General features: G+C 62.8%; 25 protein-coding genes. 16 read left to right on the top strand and 9 right to left on the bottom strand.

All coding sequences use genetic code 11. From position 1 onward, the window contains the following. The first annotated feature begins 128 nt into the window (after positions 1 to 128). From AC07UR_RS05175 to AC07UR_RS05165, 3 genes are all read left to right on the top strand, one after another. Positions 129 to 2,462 (top strand): glucose/quinate/shikimate family membrane-bound PQQ-dependent dehydrogenase, encoded by a 2,334-nt coding sequence (locus tag AC07UR_RS05175; protein ID WP_209787093.1) that lies wholly within the window; start codon positions 129 to 131, stop codon positions 2,460 to 2,462. 105 nt (positions 2,463 to 2,567) lie between these two features. Then, on the top strand, positions 2,568 to 3,032 hold the full coding sequence (locus tag AC07UR_RS05170) for a hypothetical protein (protein WP_209787095.1): 465 nt from the start codon (positions 2,568 to 2,570) through the stop codon (positions 3,030 to 3,032). Between the two features lie 93 nt (positions 3,033 to 3,125). Next, complete coding sequence (locus AC07UR_RS05165; RefSeq protein ID WP_234941596.1) at positions 3,126 to 4,826, top strand: ABC transporter ATP-binding protein; 1,701 nt, start codon at positions 3,126 to 3,128, stop codon at positions 4,824 to 4,826. Here AC07UR_RS05165 and bla read toward each other — a convergent pair. Continuing rightward, entirely contained in the window at positions 4,823 to 5,713 is an 891-nt protein-coding gene (gene bla / locus AC07UR_RS05160; RefSeq protein WP_209787097.1) for a class A beta-lactamase, read from the bottom strand. The genes AC07UR_RS05165 and bla overlap by 4 nt on opposite strands. Before the next feature lie 393 nt (positions 5,714 to 6,106). On the opposite strand from bla, the gene AC07UR_RS05155 reads away from it, so the two are divergent. The 4 genes from AC07UR_RS05155 (at position 6,107) to AC07UR_RS05140 (ending at position 8,848) form a co-directional block, all read left to right on the top strand. Beyond that, positions 6,107 to 6,973 carry an alpha/beta fold hydrolase gene (locus tag AC07UR_RS05155; RefSeq protein ID WP_209787099.1) on the top strand — a complete coding sequence of 289 codons (867 nt, stop codon included), beginning with the start codon at positions 6,107 to 6,109 and terminating at the stop codon, positions 6,971 to 6,973. A 105-nt stretch (positions 6,974 to 7,078) separates the two neighbouring features. Further along, a complete protein-coding gene (locus tag AC07UR_RS05150; RefSeq protein ID WP_173419328.1) occupies positions 7,079 to 7,492 on the top strand; it encodes a MerR family transcriptional regulator in 414 nt (137 codons plus the stop codon). 260 nt (positions 7,493 to 7,752) lie between these two features. Continuing rightward, positions 7,753 to 8,256 (top strand): GNAT family N-acetyltransferase, encoded by a 504-nt coding sequence (locus AC07UR_RS05145; protein ID WP_173419327.1) that lies wholly within the window; start codon positions 7,753 to 7,755, stop codon positions 8,254 to 8,256. A gap of 67 nt (positions 8,257 to 8,323) precedes the next feature. Continuing rightward, positions 8,324 to 8,848, top strand: a complete 525-nt coding sequence (locus AC07UR_RS05140; RefSeq protein ID WP_412728329.1) for a DJ-1/PfpI family protein — start codon at positions 8,324 to 8,326, stop codon at positions 8,846 to 8,848. Between the two features lie 12 nt (positions 8,849 to 8,860). Here AC07UR_RS05140 and AC07UR_RS05135 read toward each other — a convergent pair whose 3' ends face one another. From AC07UR_RS05135 to AC07UR_RS05120, 4 genes are all read right to left on the bottom strand, one after another. Beyond that, entirely contained in the window at positions 8,861 to 9,535 is a 675-nt protein-coding gene (locus tag AC07UR_RS05135) for a nitroreductase family protein (RefSeq protein WP_209787100.1), read from the bottom strand. Positions 9,536 to 9,610: 75 nt separating this feature from the next. Further along, entirely contained in the window at positions 9,611 to 10,525 is a 915-nt protein-coding gene (locus AC07UR_RS05130) for a cytochrome c (RefSeq protein ID WP_209787101.1), read from the bottom strand. Between the two features lie 166 nt (positions 10,526 to 10,691). Next, positions 10,692 to 11,138 (bottom strand): c-type cytochrome, encoded by a 447-nt coding sequence (locus AC07UR_RS05125; RefSeq protein WP_173419323.1) that lies wholly within the window; start codon positions 11,136 to 11,138, stop codon positions 10,692 to 10,694. 212 nt (positions 11,139 to 11,350) lie between these two features. Next, positions 11,351 to 11,986, bottom strand: coding sequence for a LysE family translocator (locus tag AC07UR_RS05120; RefSeq protein WP_209787102.1), 636 nt, complete (start codon positions 11,984 to 11,986; stop codon positions 11,351 to 11,353). Between the two features lie 132 nt (positions 11,987 to 12,118). Between AC07UR_RS05120 and AC07UR_RS05115 the strand changes: the two genes are divergently transcribed. Continuing rightward, positions 12,119 to 12,814 carry a helix-turn-helix transcriptional regulator gene (locus AC07UR_RS05115; RefSeq protein ID WP_209787103.1) on the top strand — a complete coding sequence of 232 codons (696 nt, stop codon included), beginning with the start codon at positions 12,119 to 12,121 and terminating at the stop codon, positions 12,812 to 12,814. Here AC07UR_RS05115 and AC07UR_RS05110 read toward each other — a convergent pair. Beyond that, positions 12,780 to 13,664: a metallophosphoesterase gene (locus AC07UR_RS05110; protein WP_209787104.1), complete on the bottom strand. Its 885-nt coding sequence runs from the start codon at positions 13,662 to 13,664 to the stop codon at positions 12,780 to 12,782. The two genes, AC07UR_RS05115 and AC07UR_RS05110, sit on opposite strands and share 35 nt — an antisense overlap. A 121-nt stretch (positions 13,665 to 13,785) precedes the next feature. After that, positions 13,786 to 14,388, bottom strand: a complete 603-nt coding sequence (locus tag AC07UR_RS05105) for a superoxide dismutase (protein WP_209787105.1) — start codon at positions 14,386 to 14,388, stop codon at positions 13,786 to 13,788. Between the two features lie 221 nt (positions 14,389 to 14,609). On the opposite strand from AC07UR_RS05105, the gene AC07UR_RS05100 reads away from it, so the two are divergent. Then, positions 14,610 to 14,948: a hypothetical protein gene (locus AC07UR_RS05100; protein ID WP_209787106.1), complete on the top strand. Its 339-nt coding sequence runs from the start codon at positions 14,610 to 14,612 to the stop codon at positions 14,946 to 14,948. Between the two features lie 191 nt (positions 14,949 to 15,139). Here AC07UR_RS05100 and AC07UR_RS05095 read toward each other — a convergent pair whose 3' ends face one another. Continuing rightward, positions 15,140 to 16,021 carry a branched-chain amino acid aminotransferase gene (locus AC07UR_RS05095; protein WP_173419317.1) on the bottom strand — a complete coding sequence of 294 codons (882 nt, stop codon included), beginning with the start codon at positions 16,019 to 16,021 and terminating at the stop codon, positions 15,140 to 15,142. Between the two features lie 159 nt (positions 16,022 to 16,180). Between AC07UR_RS05095 and AC07UR_RS05090 the strand changes: the two genes are divergently transcribed. The 4 genes from AC07UR_RS05090 to tam all read left to right on the top strand — a co-directional run bounded on the left by AC07UR_RS05090 (position 16,181) and on the right by tam (position 19,522). Further along, positions 16,181 to 17,221 carry a zinc-dependent alcohol dehydrogenase family protein gene (locus tag AC07UR_RS05090; RefSeq protein WP_209788452.1) on the top strand — a complete coding sequence of 347 codons (1,041 nt, stop codon included), beginning with the start codon at positions 16,181 to 16,183 and terminating at the stop codon, positions 17,219 to 17,221. Positions 17,222 to 17,333: 112 nt separating this feature from the next. Beyond that, positions 17,334 to 17,894: a phosphatase gene (locus AC07UR_RS05085; RefSeq protein ID WP_209787108.1), complete on the top strand. Its 561-nt coding sequence runs from the start codon at positions 17,334 to 17,336 to the stop codon at positions 17,892 to 17,894. 179 nt (positions 17,895 to 18,073) lie between these two features. Further along, a complete protein-coding gene (locus tag AC07UR_RS05080) occupies positions 18,074 to 18,736 on the top strand; it encodes a haloacid dehalogenase type II (protein WP_077504090.1) in 663 nt (220 codons plus the stop codon). Between the two features lie 12 nt (positions 18,737 to 18,748). Further along, positions 18,749 to 19,522, top strand: coding sequence for a trans-aconitate 2-methyltransferase (gene tam, locus AC07UR_RS05075; RefSeq protein WP_209787110.1), 774 nt, complete (start codon positions 18,749 to 18,751; stop codon positions 19,520 to 19,522). Positions 19,523 to 19,575: 53 nt separating this feature from the next. Here the strand turns inward: tam and AC07UR_RS05070 are convergent, their stop codons facing one another. After that, positions 19,576 to 20,469, bottom strand: coding sequence for a LysR family transcriptional regulator (locus AC07UR_RS05070; RefSeq protein ID WP_173420969.1), 894 nt, complete (start codon positions 20,467 to 20,469; stop codon positions 19,576 to 19,578). A gap of 140 nt (positions 20,470 to 20,609) precedes the next feature. Here AC07UR_RS05070 and AC07UR_RS05065 point away from each other — a divergent pair, with 140 nt between their 5' ends. From AC07UR_RS05065 to AC07UR_RS05055, 3 genes are all read left to right on the top strand, one after another. Next, positions 20,610 to 21,791, top strand: coding sequence for an MFS transporter (locus tag AC07UR_RS05065; RefSeq protein WP_209787111.1), 1,182 nt, complete (start codon positions 20,610 to 20,612; stop codon positions 21,789 to 21,791). Between the two features lie 88 nt (positions 21,792 to 21,879). Beyond that, positions 21,880 to 22,716: an aldo/keto reductase gene (locus tag AC07UR_RS05060; RefSeq protein ID WP_209787112.1), complete on the top strand. Its 837-nt coding sequence runs from the start codon at positions 21,880 to 21,882 to the stop codon at positions 22,714 to 22,716. A 117-nt stretch (positions 22,717 to 22,833) separates the two neighbouring features. Beyond that, positions 22,834 to 23,994, top strand: coding sequence for an MFS transporter (locus tag AC07UR_RS05055; protein WP_209787113.1), 1,161 nt, complete (start codon positions 22,834 to 22,836; stop codon positions 23,992 to 23,994). The last annotated feature ends 8 nt before the right edge of the window (positions 23,995 to 24,002 follow it).

Here is a 24,002-nt window from a genome sequence, read left to right as displayed (position 1 = left end):
CTGACGGCCGCGGTCTGCCTCGCGACCGCCGACCCCGAAACCGATTTTTCCCGCGTGGCCGTTCATCCGGGCCGCCCCAACGAAAAAGCCGTGCAACGGCGCCGTTCTTCAATTCGGGAGTTCCCACCATGCTTATTCTGACGGCCCTCGTCTTCGCCCTGATCGGTATCGCGCTCGGCGGTGGCGGAATCGAACTCCTGATGCTTGGCGGCAGTCCCTATTATCTCATCGCCGGTATCGGCTTCCTGCTGACGGCCATTCTTCTCTTCAAGCGCAACGCCGCCGCTATCTGGCTTTATGCCCTGGTCATCCTCGGCTCACTCGCCTGGGCCGTCTGGGAAGTCGGGTTCGACTGGTGGCAGCTCGGACCACGTGGCGGCATTATCGTCCTGCTCGGCCTGTGGCTGATGCTGCCGGCGATCCGGCGCCCGCTCGGCTTCGAGAGCCCGACCGGCGAACGCTATGCCGCCGGCGCGTGGCCGCTGGCGCTCGCCGTCCTCGTGTCGATCGGCATTGCCGGGTACTCGATGACCCAGGATCCGCACGACATCCGCGGCGATCTGCCGAGCGATGTGGTCACGGCCGATCCACCGCTCGGCGGCAACGTCCCCTCAGGCGAATGGCATCAGTACGGACGCACGCCGTTCGGCCAGCGTTATGCGCCGCTCGATCAGATCACTCCCGAAAACGTCGCAAGCCTCAAGGTTGCCTGGCAGTATCAGACGGGAGACGTCAAACGCCCCGAGGACGTGGGCGAGACCACCTATCAGGTGACGCCGATCAAGGTGAAGGACACGCTTTATGCCTGCACGCCGCACAATTGGGCGATCGCGCTCGATGCGGCGACCGGCGAGGAGAAATGGAAGTATGACAGCAACTCCGGCATGAACCCGGACCGGCAGCACCAGACCTGCCGCGGCGTCACCTATTGGGCCGACCCGGCCGCAACTGCCGGCAGCGTCTGCGCCGAACGGGTCTACCTGCCGACCTCCGATGCGCGGTTGATCGCGCTCGATGCGGCAACCGGCACCGTGTGCACGAGCTTTGCCGACAACGGCGTCCTGCACCTCGAAAAGGGCATGAAGTACAATCCGGCCGGCTATTACTATTCGACCTCGCCGCCGGTCGCCGTCGCCGGCAAACTGATCATCGGCGGCGCCGTCAACGACAACTATTCTACCCAGGAACAATCCGGCGTCATCCGCGCCTTCGACATCAACACCGGCGCCCTCATCTGGAACTGGGACAGCGGCAACCCTGACGTGACGACGCCGCTGCCTGAGGGGCAGACCTACAGCACCAACTCGCCCAACAGCTGGTCGGTGTCCAGCTACGACGAGGGTCTCGGCCTCGTCTATATCCCGATGGGCAACCAGGTGCCGGATCAACTCGGCATGGGCCGCAGCGAACATGTGGAGAAGTATTCTTCCTCGATCGTCGCGCTCGACATCAATTCCGGCGCGGTGCGCTGGGTGCGCCAGACCGTGCACCACGACCTCTGGGATATGGATGTGCCAGCGCAACCAGCGCTGATGGACATCACCAAGGACGACGGCACGGTCGTGCCGGCGCTCGTAGGACCTACGAAACAGGGCGATATCTACGTGCTCGATCGCAGGAGCGGTGAGCCGATCATCCCGTTGGAGGAAGTCCCGGCACCAAAAGGCGCGATCCCGGAAGATTTCACTGCGCCGACCCAGCCCGTCTCAGGCCTCACCTTCATGCCGGCACCTCTGCAGGAGCGGAACATGTGGGGCGTGACGATGTTCGATCAGCTCGCCTGCCGCATCTCGTTCCGCTCGCTGAAATACGAGGGGCGCTATACGCCGCCTTCGCTGGAAGGGACGCTGGTCTATCCCGGCAATTTCGGCACGTTCAACTGGGGCTCGGTCGCGGTTGATCCGGAACGGCAGGTGATGTTCGGCATGCCGACCTACCTCGCCTTCACCTCGCGCCTCGTTCCGCGCGACCAGATCCCGCCGAAGGGCCAGGACGAAAAAGGATCCGAGCAGGGCCTCAACCGCAACGACGGCGCGCCCTATGGCGTGTTCATGGGGCCGTTCCTCGGCCCGCTTGGTATCCCCTGCCAGGCACCACCGTGGGGTTACGTCGCGGGTGCCGATCTCAGGACCGGCAAGATCGCCTACAAGCACAAGAACGGCACCGTCGAGGACATGACGCCCTTGCCGCTGCCCTTCAAGGTCGGCGTTCCCGGCATCGGCGGACCGATGATCACCAAGGGCGGCGTCGCCTTCCTCGGCGCCGCGGTGGACGATTATCTGCGCGCCTATGACCTGACGACGGGCAAGCAGCTCTGGGAAGCACGTCTTCCTGCCGGCGGTCAGTCGACGCCGATGAGCTATGCGGTCGGCGACAAGCAATATGTGCTGATCGTCGCCGGCGGCCACGGCTCGGTGGGCACCAAGCCTGGAGACTACGTCATCGCCTATACCCTGCCCTAGAGCGCGAGCAGGCACCCCTAATTCTCGCTATTGGGTTGTATTGGCAAGCTCCACACAAGCCACCGGAAGCAGCTTCCCCCGGACATAAGATTCCGGGGGATTCCCATGAAAATCGACAACAGCATCTCGAACTACTACTTCTCGCAGCGCCGCGCCCAATCGGGACCGGCCGCACCACTCGAAGAAAATGGCAGCACCGATGCCCGACCAAGACTGCCGCCGACCATTGCGCCGGCTTCCAGTTCAGCCTCGCTGTCCAACGCCTTCTGGATCAGCGCGACCCGGGAAGAGGAAGCCAAGCCTTCGATCGGAACCGGCGAACAGACGGCCTCAGGCGAATCAGTCGGCGATGAGTTCCTGAAACGCGCCAAGATGAGCTTCGCGGAGCAGATTCGCGCCCAGATCCTTGAGGCGCACGGCATCACCGAAGACGAACTCAAGGCGATGGACCCGAAGCAGCGCGAAGCGATCGAGGACGAAATCCGCAAGGCGGTCGAGCGCGCGATGGGCATCGACCAGCAGCGCAATGATACCGCATCCGATATCGCCGACGGAAGCCCTGCAGCCTAAAATAAACTTGCCTACAATTCTCAACTTTTCCTTGAATCGGCACCCCCGGCACGCGACATATGTCGCCCTGCCGATTCACAGGAGAACAGGGATATGCGTGACGATTGGCGCCTTGCGGGCGAACCGATGGCGGTTATTTTTGCTCGCTACTGGCGGACGGAGTGGCTCTCGATCCTGTTGCTCGTCGCGATCACGGTCCTGACCTCCCTGAGCTTTGTCGCTGGTCCGTATCTCTTCTCCAGACAGATCGACAGGCTGAACGACCCTTCCGTTTCCGTCATCGGCGGCTTCCTGCTCTATGCTCTGGTCATGGCGCTTTCGACGGCGATGCAGAATAGCCTCATGTATCTCGCGGCGAGCCAGGGCCAAGCGCTCGGCTTCATCGTCCGGACCGCCTTTTTCGATCGGCTGCTGACGAAGACCGGGGCTTTCTTCGTCGAGCACAATCCCGCGCAGATCCAGCAGGCAGGCACTGGCGGCGAACGCGCGCTCAACAATATCTCGACCACGCTTCTCGGCGGCTTCATTCCTGGAACACTGCAGATTGGCGTGACGCTGGTCATGCTCGGTGCGACGATCAGCAACGAGCTCATCCTTGTGGCGCTGTTTTATGGCTGCATCTTCATCGGCCTGCGCTTTTACACCTCCAAGGTCGCCGCACGCCACATCGAAACTGCGATGAAAGCTTCGCAAGAAAATGCCAAGTTTACCGGCAACGCCATCAACGCGATGGAAACATTGCGGCACTTCCGCAGCGAGCGGTGGATGAACGCCCGTTTCGTCGAAAAGGAAGCAATCTCGCGTGACGGATGGCGCCGTTTCTTCGGCACCGAAGCGCTCGGCGGTGCTGCGTCCGCAGCCGCGTTGGGCCTGCAGCTTGGCGTTACCTTCGTTCTTCTCGTTCCACGTCTCGAGACAGGAGAGCTTTCAACCGGCGACCTCGTTCTTTTCAACATGCTGCTGCTTCAACTGAACTCTCCCTTCGAGATGATCGGACGGGCTGTCAGCACGCTGATGGAATCCAAGGCGCGTTTCGGCCCCTTTGCAGCCATGTGGCATGCGGAAGACGAAACCAATGCCCGACATTCCAAAAAATTTGCGCCAACCGAGGGGCGCCTGACGTTCGACGGCGTCGGTTTTTCCTACGGCGAGAGCCGTGGCGTCGAAGCACTGAGCTTCCAGGCGGAACGGGGGCGCATCACTTATCTGGTCGGCCCGACCGGCGCGGGAAAGTCGACGGCGTTCAAGCTGGTCTTGAAATCGATTGATCCCACCAAGGGTCGGATCGACGTGGACGGTCAGGATCTGGCTGACATTTCTCGCGCCGACTGGTTCGCAAAGGTTGGCGTTGTGCCGCAGGACATCGTGATGCTCAACGAAAGCCTTGCCACCAACATTGCGCTCGGCCGACCGCAGGATCATGACCGCCTTGTCGCCGCCGCCCGCAAGGCCGCCATCCTCGATTTCATCGAGGCTTTGCCCGCGGGCTTCGACACGTCGGTCGGCGAACGTGGCCTCAAGCTTTCGGGCGGCGAGCGCCAGCGCATCGCGATTGCCCGCGCACTCTACGACGACCCCGAATTCCTGTTTCTGGACGAAGCCAGTTCGGCGCTCGACGAGGCAACCGAGCGCGATATCATGGCGCATATCCGCGAAGTCTGCGGCCAGGTGACGGTGATCGCCATCACCCACCGCAAGAGCGTCATTGGCGTCGATGACCAGGTCATCCGGCTGAAGAAGTGGCGCGCGACGGAGACCGCTGCGGCCAATGCCGACCTGGCGACCGCCGGCTAAACCATCTCCGCGGCCATCCGGCCGACATCGGCAAAGACGGCGTTCAGCTCGGCAAGCGGCGCCGTCGCCTCTGCGATATAGACCGCGACCAGCAACGGCCCCCGGCCCTCCGGCCAGACGATGGCGATGTCGGACGCCGAGCCCGTGGAGTTCGTTCCTGTCTTGTCGCCAACTCTCCAGCCCTTCGGCAGGCCGGCACGGATGCGCTGGTCGCCGGTGGTGTTGGCAACCATCCACTCGATCAGCAGCTTGCGCGACGGTTCGGTGAGCGCCGGCCCGAAGGCGAGAAGCCCAAGCGTTTCCAGCATCGCGGCCGGCGTCGTCGTGTCGCGCGGATCGTCTTTCCTGGCTTCGTTCAAGGTCGGTTCATTGCGGTCGAGGCGCGTGGTTTCGTCGCCGATCGTGCGCAGCCAGGCGGTCAGTGCCTGCGGACCGCCGAAGCTTTCTAGCAAGAGGTTCGCCGCCGCGTTGTCGCTCGTCGTCATCGTTGCGGCACAGAGGTCTGCGATCGTCATGCCCTCGCCGCCGATATGTTTCTCAGTCACCGGCGAATGGGCGATGATGTCCTTCTGCGCAACGACGATACGCCGATCGAGCTTTTCGGCGCCCTGATCCGCGCGGGCCAGAATGAAGCCGGCGGCCAGCGTCTTGAAGCTCGAGCACATGGCGAAACGCTCATCCTCGCGGCGGCCAAAGGATATGTCGGTTTCCATGTCGAGGACGGAAACGCCGAGCCGGCCGCCGGTGCGCTTTTCGAGTTCGGAAAGCTGCGCATCGACATCATTACCGGCGGCAGCGGCGGCCTTTGCGGGCGAGCCGAAGGCGATGGCCGGGTAGATCAGCGCGGAGCCGACGAGCAGTTGGCGACGATTGATGAGTAGCGACACGTGTTTCTCCGTCGTGCGCCGCGCACGCATGCCGACGCTCTAACTGACTGTTGAACAATAAGCATTCGGCCCGACGCTGAGCTGAGTCGAATGCTGCGCAGATCGCTAGGCGCCGATTGTGGCGTCCTTGTGCCACCGTCTTCGAATGCGGCTGACGGTCGGAATGCCTCAAGGTCGGCGCTTGCGGCTCGACCGTACTGGCTGGTATGAAGCCGCTTTAAAACAGGGATACCGATCCGTGCGCCTGATCCGTTAGCGACGCTCACCGGCATGAAAAACCACCGACGCCAAGGTCGCTTTGCGGCTTCATTTGGCGTGGACGCTTTTCTTGAAAGCCGATGAGAACGCCAACTGTTGAACCATCGTTCTCCGGCCCATTGCAGGATCCTATCCATGACGACGACCCATCCATCCCTGCCAAAAACCGGTCGCCTGCGCGCCGGTCCTTTCGAGCTCGGTTATCGCATAGAGGGAGACGGTACGCCGCTGCTGATCGTCGGCAGCACCGTCTACTATCCCCGGACATTCTCACAGCATCTGCGCCGGCGGATGAAGCTCCATTACATCGATCACCGCGGCTTCGCGCCGGTACACGCGGCCTATTCTCCCGATGATATTGGCCTCGAAACGGTGCTCGACGATATCGAACGCATGCGCCAGCATTTCGGCCTCGATCGTTTCGCCATCCTCGGCCACTCCGGCCATGGCTACATGGCGCTCGAATATGCCAAGCGCCATCCGCAGCGCGTCAGCCATGTGATCATGGTCGGCACCGGACCGAGCCATTCCGCTGGGCACATGGCGCTCGCGGATCGACGATGGGAAGAACTCGTAGCGCCGGAACGCAAGGCAGTGTTCGAACGCGAGATGGCTGCGCTCGGTGCCGATATCGCCGCGCGCCCCGAGGAGCGGTTCAAGTCGCTGCTGATCCGGCTCGGCGCCAAGAGCTGGCACTCGCCCGACTTCGACTCGGCACCGCTATGGCGTGATGTCACCGTTAACAATCCCGTCTTCGACCATCTCTGGGGCGAGGTATTTCGCGACATCGATATCCGCAAAGGGCTCGACCGGCTTACCATGCCGGTGCTCCTGGCACTCGGGCATTTCGACTATCTCGTTGCACCGGCCGGGACCTGGGACGCCTATCGCGGGGATTTTGCAGACCTGACGATCCGCATGTTCGAGAAGAGCAGCCATACGCCGCAACTGGAAGAGAGCGATCTCTTCGACGAGACGCTGCTGTCCTTCCTCGCACGTTGAACGGACGACCAAAGGGAGAGGCCTAACCGGCCTTTCCTGCCCCATTGACGGAAATTGCAGAGCGATTATCTAATGCTCCAGAAGCTATAGGTTTGGAGCACGAGCATGTATTCGATCGGCGATCTCTCCCGCCGCACCGGCGTAAAAATCCCAACGATCCGTTACTACGAGCAGATGGGGCTGATCGCGGCGCCGGAACGCTCGGAGGGCAACCAGCGGCGCTACGAGAAGCGCGAACTCGAACGCCTCGCCTTCATCCGCCATGCGCGTGATCTCGGGCTGTCGATTGAATCGATCCGCGATCTGCTGGCATTGAGTCAGCACCCGGAGCGCCCCTGCGGCGAAGCCGACCGTATCGCCAAGGAACATCTGGTCACCGTTCGCGAAAAGATTGCGCAACTGCAGAAGCTGGAGCGTGAACTCGAACGCATCGTCGCCTGCAACGGCGACCACACGATCGGCGACTGCTACGTCATCCGTGCGCTTGCCGATCATTCGATGTGCGGGACCGATCACTGAACTTCGGCTCGGGACAGCTGACTAAGGGCGACTTCGAACATCGGCCTCCTGACCTGTCCCCAACCGAGCGCAAGAATCCCCGTTGACAAACGCTCGGAAACGGACAATCTAAGCACATGATCAAGAGCGCACCCATCTGCCGCGTGTATTTTTGGCTGTTCCCATAGGAGCGGCCTGCTGATCATATTCAACAAGGCCGCCATCAGGCGGCTTTTGTTTTTCACGGCACCTGATGGCAAGAGAACCATGAGGAGCCGACAATGCTACAGACCGCCATCCCCTCTCTCCATCCGCTGCCATCGACGCGCCCGCCGATGGTGACGATCCGTTGTGCCAAGCAGCGCGACCTTCCGGAACTGCGCGAAATGATCGCCGAGCTCGCCGCCCATCATGGCGACGCCGCCCCGATCACGCCCGAGCAGCTCGAGCGCGACCTCTTCGGCCGCAGCCCCTGGATCACGGCGCTTGTCGCCGAAGCCGGCAACCGGCTGATCGGCTACGCCATCCTCGTGCCGGTCTACCGGGCAGCGGAAGGCGCGCGCGGCATGGAACTGCATCATCTCTTCGTGCGCTCCGACAATCGCGGCACCGGCATCGGCCGCCACCTCGTCGCCAAAGCCCGTGAGCAGGCGAAGATGGCCGGTTGTGATTACCTGTCGGTCAGCGCCGCCACCGGGAATTTCAAGGCGCATCACTTCTACGAATCCGAACGCTTCGTGCCTCGTCCGGTGACGGGCATGCGCTATATGCAGAAACTTGGCTGAGGACGAGACGATGCGGCTTGCAATCGTGCTGCATGAAGGCTTTGCGGACTGGGAATGCGCGCTGTTGATGGCGACGGCGCGCGCGCACCTTGGGGTCGATATCGAAGTCGCCACCCCTGATGGCGCGCCGGTGATGTCGATGGGCGGCCTCGATGTCTCCGCCCATCTGTCGATCGACGCGCTCGACCCCGCGGGCTTCGACGGCCTGGTGATCTGCGGCGGCGCGATCTGGGGTACCGCCGACGCTCCCGATCTCGGCGGGACGATCCGCTCGTTTCACCGGGAGAAGCGGTTGGTTGCGGCAATCTGCGGCGGCGTCGATGCACTGGCTTCGAGCGGAATTCTCGACGCCATTGACCACACTGGTAACAGTGCGGACAGTCTTGCCTCGCTCCGTGGCTATCACGGCCACGGCCGTTATCGCGATCAGCCGCAGGCATGCAGCAGCGACCGCGTCGTCACCGCGGCCGGCACCGCACCCGTCACCTTCGCAGTCGAAATCTTTCGCGCGCTCGGCCTAGGCTCACCCGAACTCGACGGCTATGCGGCACTGCATGGCCACGAGCATGCGGCCGTGACGACAGCCGCCTGAGCGGCCCGGCCATCAAAGCCAAGTCGAAATCTGCTCAAGCGGCTTTTTCACCTTGCCTGCGACCGGCACGGTCGCATCGGGCGCGGGATAACCGACCACCAGGATCAGGAACGGCTTCTCACTCTCCGGCCTACCGCAGATGTCGTTGAGGAAGTTCATCGGTGCCGGCGTGTGGGTCAATGTCGCGAGGCCCGCGTGGTGCAGGGCAGTGATCAGGATACCGGTGGCGATACCGACGCTTTCGTTGACGTAGTAGTTCTTCTTCATGTCGCCCGGATTGGGACCGCCGCGTTTCTGCGAGAAGATGGCAATGAGATAGGGTGCCGTCTCCAAAAACGGCTTTTCCTCATCGGTACCGAGCGGCGCCAGCGCATCGAGCCATTCCTGCGGCGCCTTCTGCTGGTAAAAGACGCGCTCCTCCTCTTCGGCCGCTTCGCGCACCTTCCTCTTGATGTCAGCGCTTTCGATGACCGTGAAATGCCAGGGCTGGTGGTTCGCGCCGCTTGGGGCGGTGCCTGCCGCCAGCAGACAGGTCTCGATCACGCCGCGTGGCACCGGCCGTTCGCTGAAGTAGCGCGTGGTGCGACGACGGTTGACGTCCTCGTAGAACTGCGACGCCCGCACCGCCATCTCCTCGGGGCTGCGCTCGATCCATTGGTCGTAGGGCAAGGTCTCATGGGTGCGCATCGCCGATCTCCTCCTCGTTCCGGGAAGAGTTAGAGCGCGCTGGCGGCCTGGAATCAAGCGGGTCCTCCCTGCCCTTCATAGGGCAGGAATGGCCTTGAGGTAGGCGGCGATCGCCTCGCGATCGGCGGCGATCAACTTCGCCATATTCTTCTGGACTTCGACCATGGAGCCGCCGACGGAATCGAATTCCGGCGTGAAACCCGTTTCGAGATAGGAGGCGATGTCAGAGGCACTCCATCCGCCGATGCTCTTCGAGCCGGGCGTGATGTTGGGGATGCGTCCCTCGCCTTCCGGGTTCGGCGCGCCAGCGAGCCACTGCGCCGGCTCCAGGCCGCCAAGCGCGTTTCGCGGCGTATGACACTCGCCGCAATGGCCCGGCCCTTCGACCAGATACTGGCCGCGCGCCAGCTTCGGATCGGCGCCATCGATGGCGACGCGCGGCGTGTCGGTCAGGAACAGCAGCTTCCAGCCGCCGAGCGCCAGCCGGATGTTAAAGGGGAACGGCAGCTCGTGACCAGGCGCGACATCGCTCGCCTTGGGCAGCGTCTTCATGTAGCCCCAGAGATCATTGATGTCCTTCGGCGTCATCCGCGCATAGGAGGCATAGGGGAACGACGGATAGAGGTGCTCGCCATTTCTCCCGACGCCGCGCGTCATCGCATTGCCGAATTCGGCAAGCGTCCATGAGCCAATCCCTGCCGTTTCGTCCGGCGAGATGTTGGGCGCGTGAAAAGTGCCGAACGGGCTCTTCAGCGGCGCGCCACCGGCAAGAACGAACTTCGCGTCGCCCTCACTGCCCGGCTTGGCATGACAGCTTACACAGCCGCCAGCCCAGAAGATCTGCTCGCCATTGGCCAGATCCGGTTCACCCAAACCTTCCCAATGATCCGCAGGCCAGGGCGCCGGCTTCGTCAACCACCAGAAAGCCGCACCGCCGACGAGGCCCAGAAACACGATGCCCGAGACAAGCTTTCTAATTCGTCGGCCCATCAAGCTGCCTTTCAACTGCACACTCTTGAATTCGTGAGCTTCGCTCACACTCCATATAACGCGGCAAGCCGCAACCGTCGTGAGGTTCCGGACGTCACGACAACAGTTCAGCGCGCCGGCGAAAGCCGGCGCGTCATCATCAGTTCTCTGGGAAGACGACCTATTGTCAGTTCTTCTTCACGCGATAGATCTCGTGGCAGCTGCCGCAGTCCTTGCCGAGAATGCCCATGGCAGCGCCGACGCCGGCCTGATCAGCGGGAAGCTGGGCGAGCACGGCGTCCGTGTCAGAACCAAGCTTGGCGGCCTTGGCTTTGAAATCATCCATGTTTTCCCAGATCTTCGGGCTTGCTTCCGTCTCCATGCCGGTTTCGGAGCCAGCGGGGAAATGGTCCGGGAACACCTTGACCGTTTCGGAGATGGTCGTCAGCGACGCCTTGACGATCTCGGCATCATAGGGCTTTTCGCCCTTGGCGATGCCACCGAGCGCACCAGCAGCCTTACCAACCTTCTTCATCAGTTCCTGACGAACCGCCTGCGGTTCGTCAGCCGCAGTCACGGCTGTAACGCCAAGCCCAGCGAGGGAGGCGGCAAGCAAAAGAGCGCGTATCTTCATCGTGATCTCCCGGTCATTCGAATCCGCTTCTGCGGCCTTCGTGTTGAATGCGCCGGCATGATGGCATTTTAGCTATTCGACGGAAGTAACATTTTTTTGATGTCCTTGTCGCATCAGCATAATTCGAAACGGACGAGGCTATTGACAACCATCCCGTCTGATCCCTTCTTATAACATGAATATAATAATCATGTTTATACTTTGCCCTTCAATCACCCAGCTGCCCAGCCCTGCCAGACCGTGAGTGCCGCCACCAATACGAGGATGATGCCGGCCACGCGGCCGATCAAGACGGTGGCACCGGGGCTCCCAACGAGGAAATCACGGCCGCGACCGGCGGCGAGCGCCAGGCCGCCGTAGACGGCAAGCTGGGTCACGGCGATCATCACAGCCATAACGGCGGCCTGCGACCAGACCGGCCCGAATTGGGGTTTGAGAAACTGCGGATAGACCGCAAGCATGAAGAGATAGGCCTTGGGATTCATCAAGCTGGTGAGTGCGCCCTGACGAAAACTCGCCCAGCGCGACAGCCGTCCGGTGCCATCGATACCGCCAATGGTGATGGAACTGCGGACAAGGGAATACCCGATCCAGGCTATGTATGCGGCGCCGCCGACCAATAGAACATTGAAGAGCTGCGGCACGAGATGAAGGATGACGCTGACCCCGAGCGCTGCATAGAGTGTGTGCAGCACGCCGCCCGCCATGATGCCTGCGGTTGCCGACAGGCCGGAGGCCCGGCCGCCCGTCAGCGAGTTCGCCAGAACGAAGATCATATCCATGCCCGGCACGATAATGATGCCGAAAAGAAGGGTGAAGAAAAGCCAGAGGTTTTCAGTGTAGCTCATGTCAGTTGTCCGAGGTCCGTTCGATCGTTGCCTGAGCGGATTGCTTATTTTTCAATCCGTTGTCGGATGTTATAACCGCCGGCAACTGACAGGGTCTTGTCAGGAGCGTTTTGAAATGGTGGAGTTTTTTCGATGCGCAAGGCCTCGCGCCTGTTCGAGATCATCCAGATCCTGAGGCTCGCCCGAAAGCCGGTGACGGCGGCCGAAATGGCCGCGACGCTGGAGGTGACGCCGCGCTCGATCTACCGCGATATCGCAGCTCTTCAGGCCATGCGCGTGCCGATTGAGGGCGGGCGGGGCATCGGCTATATTCTTCGCCCCGGTTTTGACCTGCCGCCGCTGATGTTCTCGATCGAGGAAACCGAGGCGATCGTGCTGGCGCTGGCGCTGCTGGCGCGCACCGGCGACGAGGAACTGAAGGCAGCCGCCGGCCGCGTCAACCAGAAGATCACCGGAGCTGTGCCCGAACCCCTCAGGCTCGCCTTTCGCAACCAAGCGCTGCATGCCTGGGGAACGGTGGCACCCTCCCCCACCGGCGTCGATCTGGCGCTGGTGCGCCGGGCGATCCGGGACGAGCGCAAGCTTGGCGTCGACTATCGCGACGAACTCGGCCGCGCCACCGAACGCACGATCCGGCCGATCGCGCTGATCTACTACTCGGAAACCGCCAACATCGTCGCCTGGTGCGAACTGCGCCAGGCCATCCGCAATTTCCGCGCCGATCGGGTCGAACATTGTGAAGCGACCGACGACTTTTTCCCGGGCGAAGGCGAACGCCTTCGGGATCTCTGGATCAGCGGCTGGCGGACGCAGCCAGGCGGGGCCTGACGGTGGTCAATGCCAGGGTTCGATCCGTTTCGCGGCCATAGCCGCGGATTTCCAATCGGTCCGCATGGATCTCGACGATCGCATAGGCTGTCGTATCGGGGGTTTCGACCATGCCCTTGATGTTGACGAAATGGGTGCCGTCGACGATGCCGTAGTTGCCGTCGTGGTTGTGGCCGCAGAAATAGGCGGCGACGTTTTCGAAGCGGCAGAAAAGGTCGACGATGCGTTCGCTGTCCCACATGTTGTGGGCATTGGGCGGATAGACGGGATAGTGGCCCATCACGACAACCTGCTCGCCGACAGCTTCCGCCCCGTGCAACACCTCTTCCAGCCAACCGAACTGCTGGTCGCCAAGCGCGGCGTTCCAGGGCTGAGCGTTGTCGGCCCCTTGCGCTTTCAACGTGTCGATCCACCTCTCAGCGACGGTAAGACGCGGATCGCCCGGTGGTGGGGCGAAGAGGCTGACCTCATTGCCATCGAGCAGCACGAACCGGAAGCCGGCCGCCGCAAATGTCTGATAGGGGCCAGGCATACCGACCCGGGCGAAGACGTCGTCGAGCCGCTCCGGCTCGACGCGAAAATCATGATTGCCGAGCAGGAAGTGCGTGGGATGACGGAGCTTGTCGTAGAGCGGCAGGATGGCATCGAAGCTCTGCCAGTCGCGATCGATGATATCGCCGAGCGTCACCACGAAGGCGAGGTCTTCCGCATTGAAGGTCTCGATCGCTTCGGCGAGCTTCGTCAGGCTGTTGGCATAATAGCGACCGAGGACGAGGTTCGGTTCCACGGCGGCATATTGCGGGTCGGCGATGACGCCGAAGCGGAGGAGAGGCTGTGTGTCTGCGTGCATGGCGCCTCTCCCTAGCGCCGTGCGATGACACTTTGGTGACGGCGGCGCCTGCCGCGCGAACCTCGCCGAACGAAAAGACCCGGCGCAAGCGCCGGGTCCCGAAATCGAACTGTGGAGAGGCTTACTTGGAAGCCGCTTCGTACATTTCCAGCACGTAATCCCAGTTGATCAGGCTGTCGATGAACGCTTCGAGGTACTTCGGACGCGCGTTGCGATAGTCGATGTAATAGGAGTGCTCCCAGACGTCGACTCCGAGGATCGGCGAAGCGCCGTGAACAAGCGGGTTTTCGCCGTTCGGGGTCTTGGAGATTTCCAGCTTGCCGTTCTTGACCGAGAGCCAGGCCCAGCCCGAACCGAACTGGCCGGTGCCGGCAGCGATGAAATCGGCACGGAACTTGTCGTAGCCGCCGAGGTCCGACTTGATGGCCGCGTCGAGCTTGCCCGGCAGGCTGGTGCCGCCGCCGCCCTTCTTCATCCACTTCCAGAAGTGGATGTGGTTGTAGTGCTGGCCGGCATTGTTGAACAGCGGCTGGTTGGTGCCATAGGACTTCTTGACGACTTCCTCGAGCGACAGGTCGGCGAGACCGGCTTCCTCGGCAAGCTTGTTGCCGTTGGTCACGTAAGCGAGGTGATGCTTGTCGTGGTGGTACTCGAGCGTCTCGCGCGACATGTAGGGCGCCAGCGCATCGTAGTCATAGGGAAGGTTCGGCAATTCGAAAGCCATGTGGGCATCTCCTCTTGGCATGGGATTTCGTCAGGGAAATCTGTGAGCGGGAACATAGGCACCGGCCTTGACGGAGGCAACCGATGCAATGCCAAATTTTCCTCAACCCACGGAATATACTTTCAAGATCATTTTGAAAGCGGCCAAAGCCCGGGCACATTGGCGCCACGTTTGGCGGGCAGCGTGCGCGCACTGCAACCACTTGAGATTAAGGACTGAACATGCCGCATCGCCCGATCCTGACCCTTGCCCTTCTCGCCGCGACCGGATTTGTCGCGACCGGCGCCCACGCATCCTCCGGCGATGCCTGGGAGGAATTCCGGGCTGACGTTTCGGAAAAGTGCATCGCGGCTGCGCCTTCGCTCGACAAGCCGGTCGTCATCGTCGACCCGTTCGGCTCGGAGAGTTTCGGTCTGGCGCTGGTTTCCGGCAAGCCGAAGGGTGCAGAAAATGCCGTCACCCAGATCTGCGTCTACGACAAGCAGAAGAAGACGGTGGAAATCGGTGGCGAACTGGCAGGCGACACCGTCACGGTGGTGGCACCACCAGCCGACAAATAGCTCTGAGACCTTCGTAGCCCGCAGATCGGTGGCGGCACGCGCAGAACCGGTTTCGATCGAGGGGCCGAGGCGTGCATGACGATGTTGCACAGCCTCGAAACCGCGACCGCGGCACGGGCAACGTGGCCCGCGCCGAGCGTTGGCGGCCGCCTATTCTTGATCGGCCTTTTTTTGCGAAGGTCGACCAGTCCTCAGCCGTCCTGGCTGGAATGCGCCCAATCCATGTAGAGATCGCGTGCCTTGGCAGCGATCGGGCCCGCCTGCAGGTCGCGATCATCAAGGCGGGTCACCGGCAGGACCTTGGAATAGTTGCCGGAGGTGAAGATCTCGTCGGCGGCTTCGAAATCGGCCATCGACAGCGTCGCCTCGACGACCTCGAAACCGGCCTCGCGCAGCAGCGTCATGACGCGGAAGCGGGTGATTCCGGCAAGGAAGGTGCGGTTGGCGGCCGGCGTGAACACCACACCATCCTTGACCAGGAAGACGTTGGACGAGCCGGTCTCGGCGATGTTGCCGAGCATGTCGCGCACCAGCGCATTGTCGAAGCCGCGCGAGCGGGCCTCAGTCAGGATGCGGGCATTGTTGGGATATAGGCAACCGGCTTTGGCATCGGTCGGCATGGATTCGAGCGTCGGCCGGCGGAATGGCGAGAGCGTCAGTGACGAACCGCCATGGCCATTGCCCATCGGCGCCTCGAAAAGGCAAAGCGCAAAGCGTGTCGATTCCGGATCGATGGCGACGACGCCGGCCGCGCCATGCTCGGCCCAGTACATCGGCTTGACGTAGAGCGCTGTCTGGCCGTCGAACTTCTTGGCGCCTTCCCAGGTCAGCGCCTCGATCTCTTCCGACTTCATCGTCGGTTTCAGCCCAAGCGCCGTTGCCGAGCGGTTGACGCGCTGGCAATGCAGGTCGAGATCCGGCGCGATGCCGTCGAAGAAACGGGCGCCGTCAAACACGGTCGAACCCAGCCACATGGCGTGGGAGGTCGGGCCGATCAGCGGCGGATTGCCCGACAGCCATTCGCCGTCGACAAAGGTCCAGGTCACTGATCGAGGGGATGTATCGACGGCCATCGGCGTCTCCTTCACGTTTTGTCTTCCGTATCTTCCGCCATAGCTCGAAAAAACAGCATGGGGGTGAATGGGTACATCAAAAAATGTCATGGCGTCCATTCTGGAACGGCCGGAAGCCGCATGCCAGAATACCGGCCGACAGCCAAGGAGCCTGCCCCGATGAAAGCCATGTACTACGACGCCTTCGAGAAGACGCCCGAGATCCGCACGCTTCCCGATCCGACGCCGACCGAGAATGGCGTGGTCGTCAAGGTCGAGGCGACGGGTTTGTGCCGTTCCGACTGGCATGGCTGGATGGGGCACGACGCCGACATTCGCCTGCCGCATGTGCCGGGCCATGAACTCGCCGGCATCGTGACCGCCACGGGGCGCGGCGTCATGCGCTACAAGGTTGGCGACCGGGTGACGGTGCCCTTCGTTTCCGGCTGCGGCCGCTGCGGCGAATGCCGCTCGGGCAACCAGCAGGTCTGCGAGGCGCAGTTCCAACCGGGCTTCACCCATTGGGGTTCCTTTGCCGAATATGTCGCACTCGACTTTGCCGATCAGAACCTAGTGCATCTGCCGGAAAGCATGGACTTCAAGACCGCCGCCAGCCTCGGCTGCCGGTTTGCCACGTCGTTTCGCGCCGTCGCCGACCAGGCGCGCGTCAAGGGCGGCGAATGGGTGGCGGTTCACGGCTGCGGCGGTGTCGGCCTGTCGGCGATCATGATTGCCGCAGCGCTCGGTGCGCACCCGATTGCGATCGACATTTCCGAAGAAAAACTCGCCTTCGCCAGGAGGCTCGGCGCGGTTGCCACGGTCAACGGCCGCGACACGGACGATGTTGCAGGTGCGGTGAAGGAAATCAGCGGCGGCGGCGCCCATGTCTCGATCGACGCACTCGGCCATCCCGTCACCTGCTTCAACTCGATCAAGAACCTTAGGCGGCGCGGCCGCCACGTGCAGGTCGGCCTGATGCTCGGCGAGCATGCGACGCCCGAAATCCCGATGGCGCAGGTGATCGGCCACGAGCTCGAGATCTATGGCAGCCACGGCATGCAGGCCTGGCGCTACGATGCCATGCTGTCGATGATCGCCAGCGGCAAGCTGCAGCCGCAGCAACTGATCGGTCGCGAAATCTCGCTCGAAGAAGCGATCCCTGCCCTCGTCTCGATGGACCGCGCTACCGATCTCGGCATCAGCGTGATTACCCGGTTCTAGCCGGCGCATCCCAAAGCCTGTTTGCTTTTGGTCACGGATGCGATTTTGCCCTTAAGTCGAAACCGGTTTCAGGGCAAAATCATCGCAGCAAGAATCACGACGAGGTCCTGTCATGGCGCTAGCGGCAGCTGCCACCGGGGAAGAACTCTACAGCCCTGTCCTGCAAGCCAACCCGGCCCATCCGAACGGGTGGCCGATCCGGATGATCATCAGTTCGCAGACGGAGGCCCGGCACAATCGGGCGCTCTGGGCGCCCACACACCTGATCTCGATGCGGGCGCCGGCGAGCCGGCTTCTGTCGATGATCGACCTACCGCCGGAAAGGCATCTCGAGCTTTATTTCGGCGACGCCACCGATCCCGATGCGCCCGATGCCGCGCGGCCGGACGCGATCGACGCGGCCTTCAGCTTTGTCGACGGCTTGCCTGAGGATGCGCATCTGCTGGTTCACTGTCTGCGCGGCATAGGTCGCGCGACGGCGCTCAGCCTCGGCATTCTCGCCCGCTACCTGGCCCCCGAAGAGGCAGCTGCGGCGTTGCATGCGCTCCGGCCGGAGGCGAAGCCGAACCGGCATGTGGTCGGTCTTTGCGACACGGCGCTCGGGCTGAAGGGCAAGCTTGCGAAACAGGCCCTGCGGTTCCCCGCGAAAGTCTGGAAACCCGGCAAAGGCTGATGCTGACGGCGCAATGTCGTTGTGCAATGCACAAATCTTTGACATGATCGCGCAAAAGAACTGACTTCGCAGCGTGCCTCCACCGGTACAATGCGGTAAGCCCTTGTTTTCGGATGCGCATTGGCGGGATCAGAAATCCCATTCGCCGCGTAGCCGAAGATGACGGACGGGAGGAAAGCATGTCCCACGCGGCCTATGTGTTCGATGCCTATGGCACGCTTTTCGACGTGCATGCGGCGGTTCGGCGCCATGCCGCCGAGATCGGCCCGGACGGACAGGCCTTTTCCGAACTCTGGCGCGCCAAGCAGCTCGAATATTCCTGGGTGCGTTCGCTGATGGGCGCCTACCAGGACTTCTGGCAGCTGACCGAGCAATCGCTCGACTACGCCTTTTCCCGGTTTCCCTCCGCCGACCGCAAACTGAGGAAGCCGCTGCTCGACGCCTACTGGACGCTCGATTGCTATCCTGAAGTTCCCGCCGTTCTGAAGGGATTGAAGGAGCGCGGAGCGCGGCTTGCAATCCTCTCAAACGGTTCTCCCGATATGCTGGCCGCGGCCGTGCGCAATGCCGCGCTCGAAATCGTCATCGATGACGTCTTCTCGGTCGACACGGTCAAGACCTACAAGGCGGCACCAGCGGTCTACGATCTCGTCACCACCCGCTACCGGCTTTATCCGCATGCGGTTTCCTTCCAGTCGTCTAACCGGTGGGACATTGCAGGTGCGACGAAGTTCGGCTTCCGCACGGTCTGGATCAACCGGGCGGATATGCCCGACGAATACCGTGACCAGGGGCCGGCCCTGATCCTGCCTTCGCTTGAAAGCCTGCAATTCGGTATTTGAGGATCTGTCTCCATGGCTTGGTCGGCGTCGCAGTATCTGAAGTTCGAAGACGAGCGCACACGGCCGGCGCGTGACCTGCTGGCCCAGGCTCCGGACCTGCCGCCGGGGCCGGCCTTCGACCTTGGCTGCGGCCCCGGCAACTCGACCGAGCTCATTCATCAGCGGTATCCGGGCGCCTCCCTTTCCGGGCTCGACAGCGACGAGAACATGCTGCTCGCCGCTGCCAAGCGGCTGCCGGGCCTGACCTTCGAGAAGGCGGATCTCGCCACGTGGGTGCCTCCGAAAGGCGCCTCGCTGTTCTTCGCCAATGCTGTGTTCCAGTGGTTGCCGGGTCACCTCGACATACTTGAAAGGCTGACCGCTTCGCTTGCGCCCGGCGGCACGCTTGCGGTGCAGATGCCCGACAATATCGACCAACCGACCCATGTGTTGATGGAAGAGACAGCCCGCAGCCCTGAATTCACTGATGCCTTTGAAGGCCGGACGATCCGCCGCAATCCGCTGCCGGCGCCGTCGGTCTATGTCGAGCGCCTGTCACGACATGCAGCCCATATCGATGTCTGGCACACGATCTATTATCACCGGCTGGCGAACGCCGAGGCGATCGTCGAATGGGTGAAAGGCACGGGCTTGCGCCCCTATCTCGACGCGTTGCCACTGGCGCGGCGCGACGCCTTTGCAACCGCCTATACCGACCGGATCCGTGACGCCTACCCGGCCTTGAACGACGGCCGGGTGCTGCTGCGCTTTCCGCGATTTTTCATTGTCGCAGTCAAAGGCGACTAGCCCCGGTTTACCGGAGCTGGCCAGAAGCCCCGCAGAGCGTGGCAGCTCAGGCTTCAGATCCGGTCTGCCAGGAAGTCGATGAAAGCGCGGATGCGGGCGGCGAGATGTTCGTGGCCGGCATAGACGGCGTAGACCGTCTCGATCTCGTCGGGTCGATAATCCTCCAATAACGCGACCAGGCGGCCCGCCGCCAGATCCGGTTCGGCGTGAAAACGGCCAATGCGGCCGATGCCGACGCCGGCGAGGCAGAGTTGCTGAACGATGGCGCCGCTCGATACCTGCAGGTTTCCAAAGACGGACAGGAGTTCGACCGAGCTCTGCCCCGGGGAACGAAAGGCCCATTCGTCGACGCTGCGGCGGAAGTTGAAGCGAATGCAATTGTGATTTTCCAGATCGGCCGGCGTCTGCGGGACACCGTGTCTGGCAAGGTAGGCCGGAGAGGCGATCACCACCGGCCGGCTTTCCATCAGCTTGCGGGCTTTCAGCGAGGAATCCCGCAAGGGGCCGGTCCGGATCGCCACGTCGGCCCGTTCGCCGACCACGTCGATCAGGCTGTCCGTCAGGGTCAGATCGAGGCGCACCTCCGGATAGCGCTCGAGAAACGCAGGTGCGAGCGGCAGGATGTAGCGCTCGCCGAACCCGACCGAGGCGTTGACGCGCAAAAGCCCTCGGGGAGACAGCCTGCCACCGGCCGCCACCAGTTGCTCGGTCTCGGCGATCTCGGTCAGGATGCGCTGGGCGCGTTGCAGGTAGACTTCCCCCTCCGGCGTCAGTTGCAGGGTGCGGGTCGAGCGCACCAGCAGGCGCGTGCCCAGCCGGTCCTCGATCCGGGTGACCAGCTTGCTGACGGCGGACGGCGATAGCCTCAGCCGCCGGCCAGCGGCGGAGAAGCTGCGCGTTTCGCAGACGGCGACAAAGACCTCCATTTCACCGGCGCGGTTGTCCATCATTCACCTTTGAATTCAATTCACAGACGTTTATCCGATTATACGGATTATCGCGCAAGCTCTCCACCCTCATATTCCCCCTCGAACACATCAACGCCAAAACGCCCGGTCCTCCCAGCCGGACGGGAAAAGGTCTTGCCATGCCCATTGCGCTCTTTGCATTGACGATCGCGGCCTATGCGATCGGAACCACCGAATTCGTCATCGTCGGCCTGTTGCCGACGGTTGCCGACGATCTCCACATTACCCTGCCGCTTGCTGGCCTCATCGTCAGCGTCTACGCGCTCGGCGTCACTTTCGGCGCGCCCGTCCTGACGGCGCTGACCGGTCGGATCGAGCGCAAGCCGCTGCTCGTCGGCCTGATGGCGCTGTTCATCGTCGGCAATGCCGCCGCTGCGATGTCGCCAAGCTACGAGCCATTGCTGATTGCCCGCGTCATCTCGGCCTTCGCCCACGGTGTCTTCTTCTCCGTCGGTTCGACCATTGCCGCCGACCTCGTGCCCGAGGATCGCCGCGCCTCGGCCATAGCCATGATGTTCATGGGCCTGACGGTCGCCATCGTCACCGGCGTGCCGCTCGGCACATGGATCGGCCAGACTTTTGGCTGGCGCGCCACCTTCTGGGCGGTGACCGGACTTGGTGTCATCGCGCTTGCGGCCATCGCGACGCTGCTGCCGAGTACGCTGACCAAGGCGCCGCCGGCACGGCTGATCGATCAGGTGCGCGTCCTCGGCTCCGGCCGGCTGCTGATCGTCTTTGCCATGACCGCGCTCGGTTACGGCGGCACCTTCGTCGCCTTCACTTTCCTCGCACCGATCCTGCAGGAAATCACGGGCTTTTCCGCGGGCGCCGTCAGCCTGATCCTGGTGCTCTACGGCGTCGCGATCGCCATCGGCAACATCGCCGGCGGCAAGATCGCCAATCGCGATCCGGTGAAGGCTCTGGTCGGGCTGTTCCTGGCGCAGGCAATCGTCCTGGTGCTTTTCACCTTCACGGCAACGTCCCAGGTCCTGACGCTGGTGACGCTGGCGAGCCTCGGCTTCCTGTCGTTCGCGACCGTGCCCGGTCTGCAGCTCTATGTGGTGCAGCTTGCCCAGCAGCACCGCCCCGGTGCGGTCGACGTTGCCTCGGCGCTCAACATTGCCGCCTTCAACCTCGGCATCGCCATCGGCGCCTGGCTCGGCGGCGTCATCGTCGCCTCGTCGCTCGGTCTCGGCATGACGCCGATGGTCGGTTCTGTCCTCGTCGTCGGCGCGCTGCTCCTGACGGTTCTGAGCGGTACGCTCGACCGCAAGGCAGAAACCGTCGCTCAGCCGGCTTGACCACGCGGCCATCTGGCCCACCTATATGCTCGCCTCTTTCTCGCCCGGCCGCTGGCCGGGCGATCTTTAGAAAACAAGGAGTTCCCCCATGCATTCGGTCAATTCCAACGGCGCCAACATTCCCGCGCTCGGGTTCGGCACCTTTCGCATGCCCGGTGCCGACGTGCTGCACGTGCTGCCGGAAGCGCTGAAGCTCGGCTTCCACCACGTCGATACCGCCCAGATCTACGGCAACGAGGCCGAGGTCGGCGAAGCCATCCACAAATCGGGCGTCCCGCGGGCCGACATCTTTCTCACCACCAAGGTCTGGGTCGACAAATACGCCCATCGTGACTTCCTCGCTTCCGTCGACGAGAGCCTGACCAAGCTGAAGACCGACCACGTCGACCTGCTTCTCCTGCATTGGCCGGGTGGCAGCGACGTACCGATGGCGGAACGCATCGGCGCGCTGAATGAAGTGAAGAAGGCCGGCAAGGTCCGCCATATCGGCATCAGCAACTTCAACACCGCCCAGATGGAAGAGGCCGTGAAGCTCAGCGACGCACCGATCGCTACGAACCAGGTCGAGTATCATCCCTATCTCGACCAGACGAAGGTGCTCGACACAGCCCGCAAGCACGGCATGTCGATCACCGCCTACTACGCCATGGCCAACGGCAAGATCCCCAACGATCCGCTCTTGAAGGAGATCGGCGCGCGCCACGGCAAGACCGCAGCGCAGGTCACCTTGCGCTGGCTGGTGCAACAGAAGGACGTGATCACGCTCTCGAAGACGGCGACGATCGAGCGGCTGAAGGAGAACTTCGACATCTTCGACTTCGCGCTCGGCGATGGCGAAATGGCGGCGATCCACGGTCTCGCCCGTCCGGACGGTCGCATCGTCAGTCCCGACGGCCTGTCGCCGGCCTGGGACAAGGCCGCCTGACAATTGTTTGCCGATCCGCCGCCGGTCGAGTTCCCAACCGGCGGCGGATGATCTATGCAGATCCCCTTGGGGATATCTATGCAGATCTCCCGGGGACGCACTGTCTGGGAGGGGCCGATGACGTCGAAAACCGTTGAGGTGGGCGACATCGCTCCGGACTGGCCGGCGATCATCGCCGTCGTGTTGGGCGTCACTGCCTTTTCTGTCGCTCAAGGGCTCACCTATCCGCTGATCTCGCTGTCGCTCGAAGGCCGCGGCGTCTCTGCCGCCACGATCGGGCTCAATGCCATGGGGTTTGCCGCCGGCCTTGCCGCCGCGACCCTGCTGCTCGGGCGACTGACGAAACTCGCTTCTGCTGACAAGCTGATCATCGCCAGCCTCTGCGGCTGTTCGCTCTGCCTGGCGACGCTTGCATCCACGAGCGCGCTGCCGGTCTGGTTCATTGCCCGCTTCGCGCTCGGCTTCTTCGTCAGCATGGTGTTCATGCTGGGCGAAGCCTGGCTGAATACCGCCTGTCCGGATCGACTGCGCGGCCGGGTCTCCGGGCTCTATGGCGCCGGCATGTGCGGCGGCTTTGCCGCAGGGCCGCTGGCGATCCCGCTTCTCGGCACCAGCGGCGGCCTCGGCTTCGCGCTTCTGGCAATCTACATCGCGCTCGTCGCTTTCCTCACCGGCCTTCTGACAATGGGGGCGCGGACGCGGCCGGAGCCTTCATCGACACGCGATCTCTTCGCCTTCTTCCGGCATGCGCCGATCCTGATCCTGATGGTGCTGATGTTCGGTTTCGCCGATATCGCGGCGATCTCGGCGATGCCGGTCTATTTCGTCAAGACGGGCCACAGCCAGGCCTTTGCGGCTTTGAGCGTGACCGTGCTTGCCGTACCGACTGCACTGGCGCAGCCCTTCGTTGGTGTCTTGCTCGACAAGCTACCCCGTCGACGCGTCGCGATCTCGGCTGCGGCGCTGGCGGCAACCGGTTACCTCGCCATTCCATGGGTCACGTCGCCGCCGCTGTTGCTGGCGCTGTTCGCGCTGATTGGCGCGGCCAGCTTTGCGCTTTATACCGCAGCGCTCACCATGCTCGGCGAGCAATATCGCGGCAGCATGCTGGTGGCGGGAAGCGCCGCCTTTTCGCTCGCCTATGCAGCCGGCAGTGCGGCCGGCTCCGGCGCCACCGGCTTTCTCATGGCACTGATCAACCCGACAGCCGGCCCGCTCGGCGTCGGCCTGGTGCTGGTCGTCTTCACGCTGATTTTCGCCATCGCCGGCCGAAGATAAGGGCTGCC

It is taken from the genome of Ensifer sp. GW821-FHT05G01 (genome assembly GCF_059419585.1).
The sequence above is the reverse complement of the archived record's forward strand: the minus strand, read 5'-3'. Positions and strand labels throughout refer to the sequence as shown.

Bases quoted from the DNA above. Each gene is read 5' to 3' on its own strand.
- AC07UR_RS05155 (WP_209787099.1), top strand. From the start codon at position 6,107: ATGACGACGACCCATCCATCCCTGCCAAAAACCGGTCGCCTGCGCGCC.
- AC07UR_RS05060 (WP_209787112.1), top strand. From the start codon at position 21,880: ATGCATTCGGTCAATTCCAACGGCGCCAACATTCCCGCGCTCGGGTTC.
- tam (WP_209787110.1), top strand. From the start codon at position 18,749: ATGGCTTGGTCGGCGTCGCAGTATCTGAAGTTCGAAGACGAGCGCACA.
- AC07UR_RS05070 (WP_173420969.1), bottom strand. From the start codon at position 20,469: ATGGACAACCGCGCCGGTGAAATGGAGGTCTTTGTCGCCGTCTGCGAA.
- AC07UR_RS05105 (WP_209787105.1), bottom strand. From the start codon at position 14,388: ATGGCTTTCGAATTGCCGAACCTTCCCTATGACTACGATGCGCTGGCG.
- AC07UR_RS05080 (WP_077504090.1), top strand. From the start codon at position 18,074: ATGTCCCACGCGGCCTATGTGTTCGATGCCTATGGCACGCTTTTCGAC.
- AC07UR_RS05100 (WP_209787106.1), top strand. From the start codon at position 14,610: ATGCCGCATCGCCCGATCCTGACCCTTGCCCTTCTCGCCGCGACCGGA.
- AC07UR_RS05055 (WP_209787113.1), top strand. From the start codon at position 22,834: ATGACGTCGAAAACCGTTGAGGTGGGCGACATCGCTCCGGACTGGCCG.
- AC07UR_RS05065 (WP_209787111.1), top strand. From the start codon at position 20,610: ATGCCCATTGCGCTCTTTGCATTGACGATCGCGGCCTATGCGATCGGA.
- AC07UR_RS05145 (WP_173419327.1), top strand. From the start codon at position 7,753: ATGCTACAGACCGCCATCCCCTCTCTCCATCCGCTGCCATCGACGCGC.
- AC07UR_RS05115 (WP_209787103.1), top strand. From the start codon at position 12,119: ATGCGCAAGGCCTCGCGCCTGTTCGAGATCATCCAGATCCTGAGGCTC.
- AC07UR_RS05095 (WP_173419317.1), bottom strand. From the start codon at position 16,021: ATGGCCGTCGATACATCCCCTCGATCAGTGACCTGGACCTTTGTCGAC.
- AC07UR_RS05120 (WP_209787102.1), bottom strand. From the start codon at position 11,986: ATGAGCTACACTGAAAACCTCTGGCTTTTCTTCACCCTTCTTTTCGGC.
- AC07UR_RS05085 (WP_209787108.1), top strand. From the start codon at position 17,334: ATGGCGCTAGCGGCAGCTGCCACCGGGGAAGAACTCTACAGCCCTGTC.
- AC07UR_RS05175 (WP_209787093.1), top strand. From the start codon at position 129: ATGCTTATTCTGACGGCCCTCGTCTTCGCCCTGATCGGTATCGCGCTC.
- AC07UR_RS05170 (WP_209787095.1), top strand. From the start codon at position 2,568: ATGAAAATCGACAACAGCATCTCGAACTACTACTTCTCGCAGCGCCGC.
- AC07UR_RS05150 (WP_173419328.1), top strand. From the start codon at position 7,079: ATGTATTCGATCGGCGATCTCTCCCGCCGCACCGGCGTAAAAATCCCA.
- AC07UR_RS05165 (WP_234941596.1), top strand. From the start codon at position 3,126: ATGCGTGACGATTGGCGCCTTGCGGGCGAACCGATGGCGGTTATTTTT.
- AC07UR_RS05135 (WP_209787100.1), bottom strand. From the start codon at position 9,535: ATGCGCACCCATGAGACCTTGCCCTACGACCAATGGATCGAGCGCAGC.
- AC07UR_RS05130 (WP_209787101.1), bottom strand. From the start codon at position 10,525: ATGGGCCGACGAATTAGAAAGCTTGTCTCGGGCATCGTGTTTCTGGGC.
- AC07UR_RS05125 (WP_173419323.1), bottom strand. From the start codon at position 11,138: ATGAAGATACGCGCTCTTTTGCTTGCCGCCTCCCTCGCTGGGCTTGGC.
- AC07UR_RS05090 (WP_209788452.1), top strand. From the start codon at position 16,181: ATGAAAGCCATGTACTACGACGCCTTCGAGAAGACGCCCGAGATCCGC.
- AC07UR_RS05140 (WP_412728329.1), top strand. From the start codon at position 8,324: ATGGCGACGGCGCGCGCGCACCTTGGGGTCGATATCGAAGTCGCCACC.
- AC07UR_RS05110 (WP_209787104.1), bottom strand. From the start codon at position 13,664: ATGCACGCAGACACACAGCCTCTCCTCCGCTTCGGCGTCATCGCCGAC.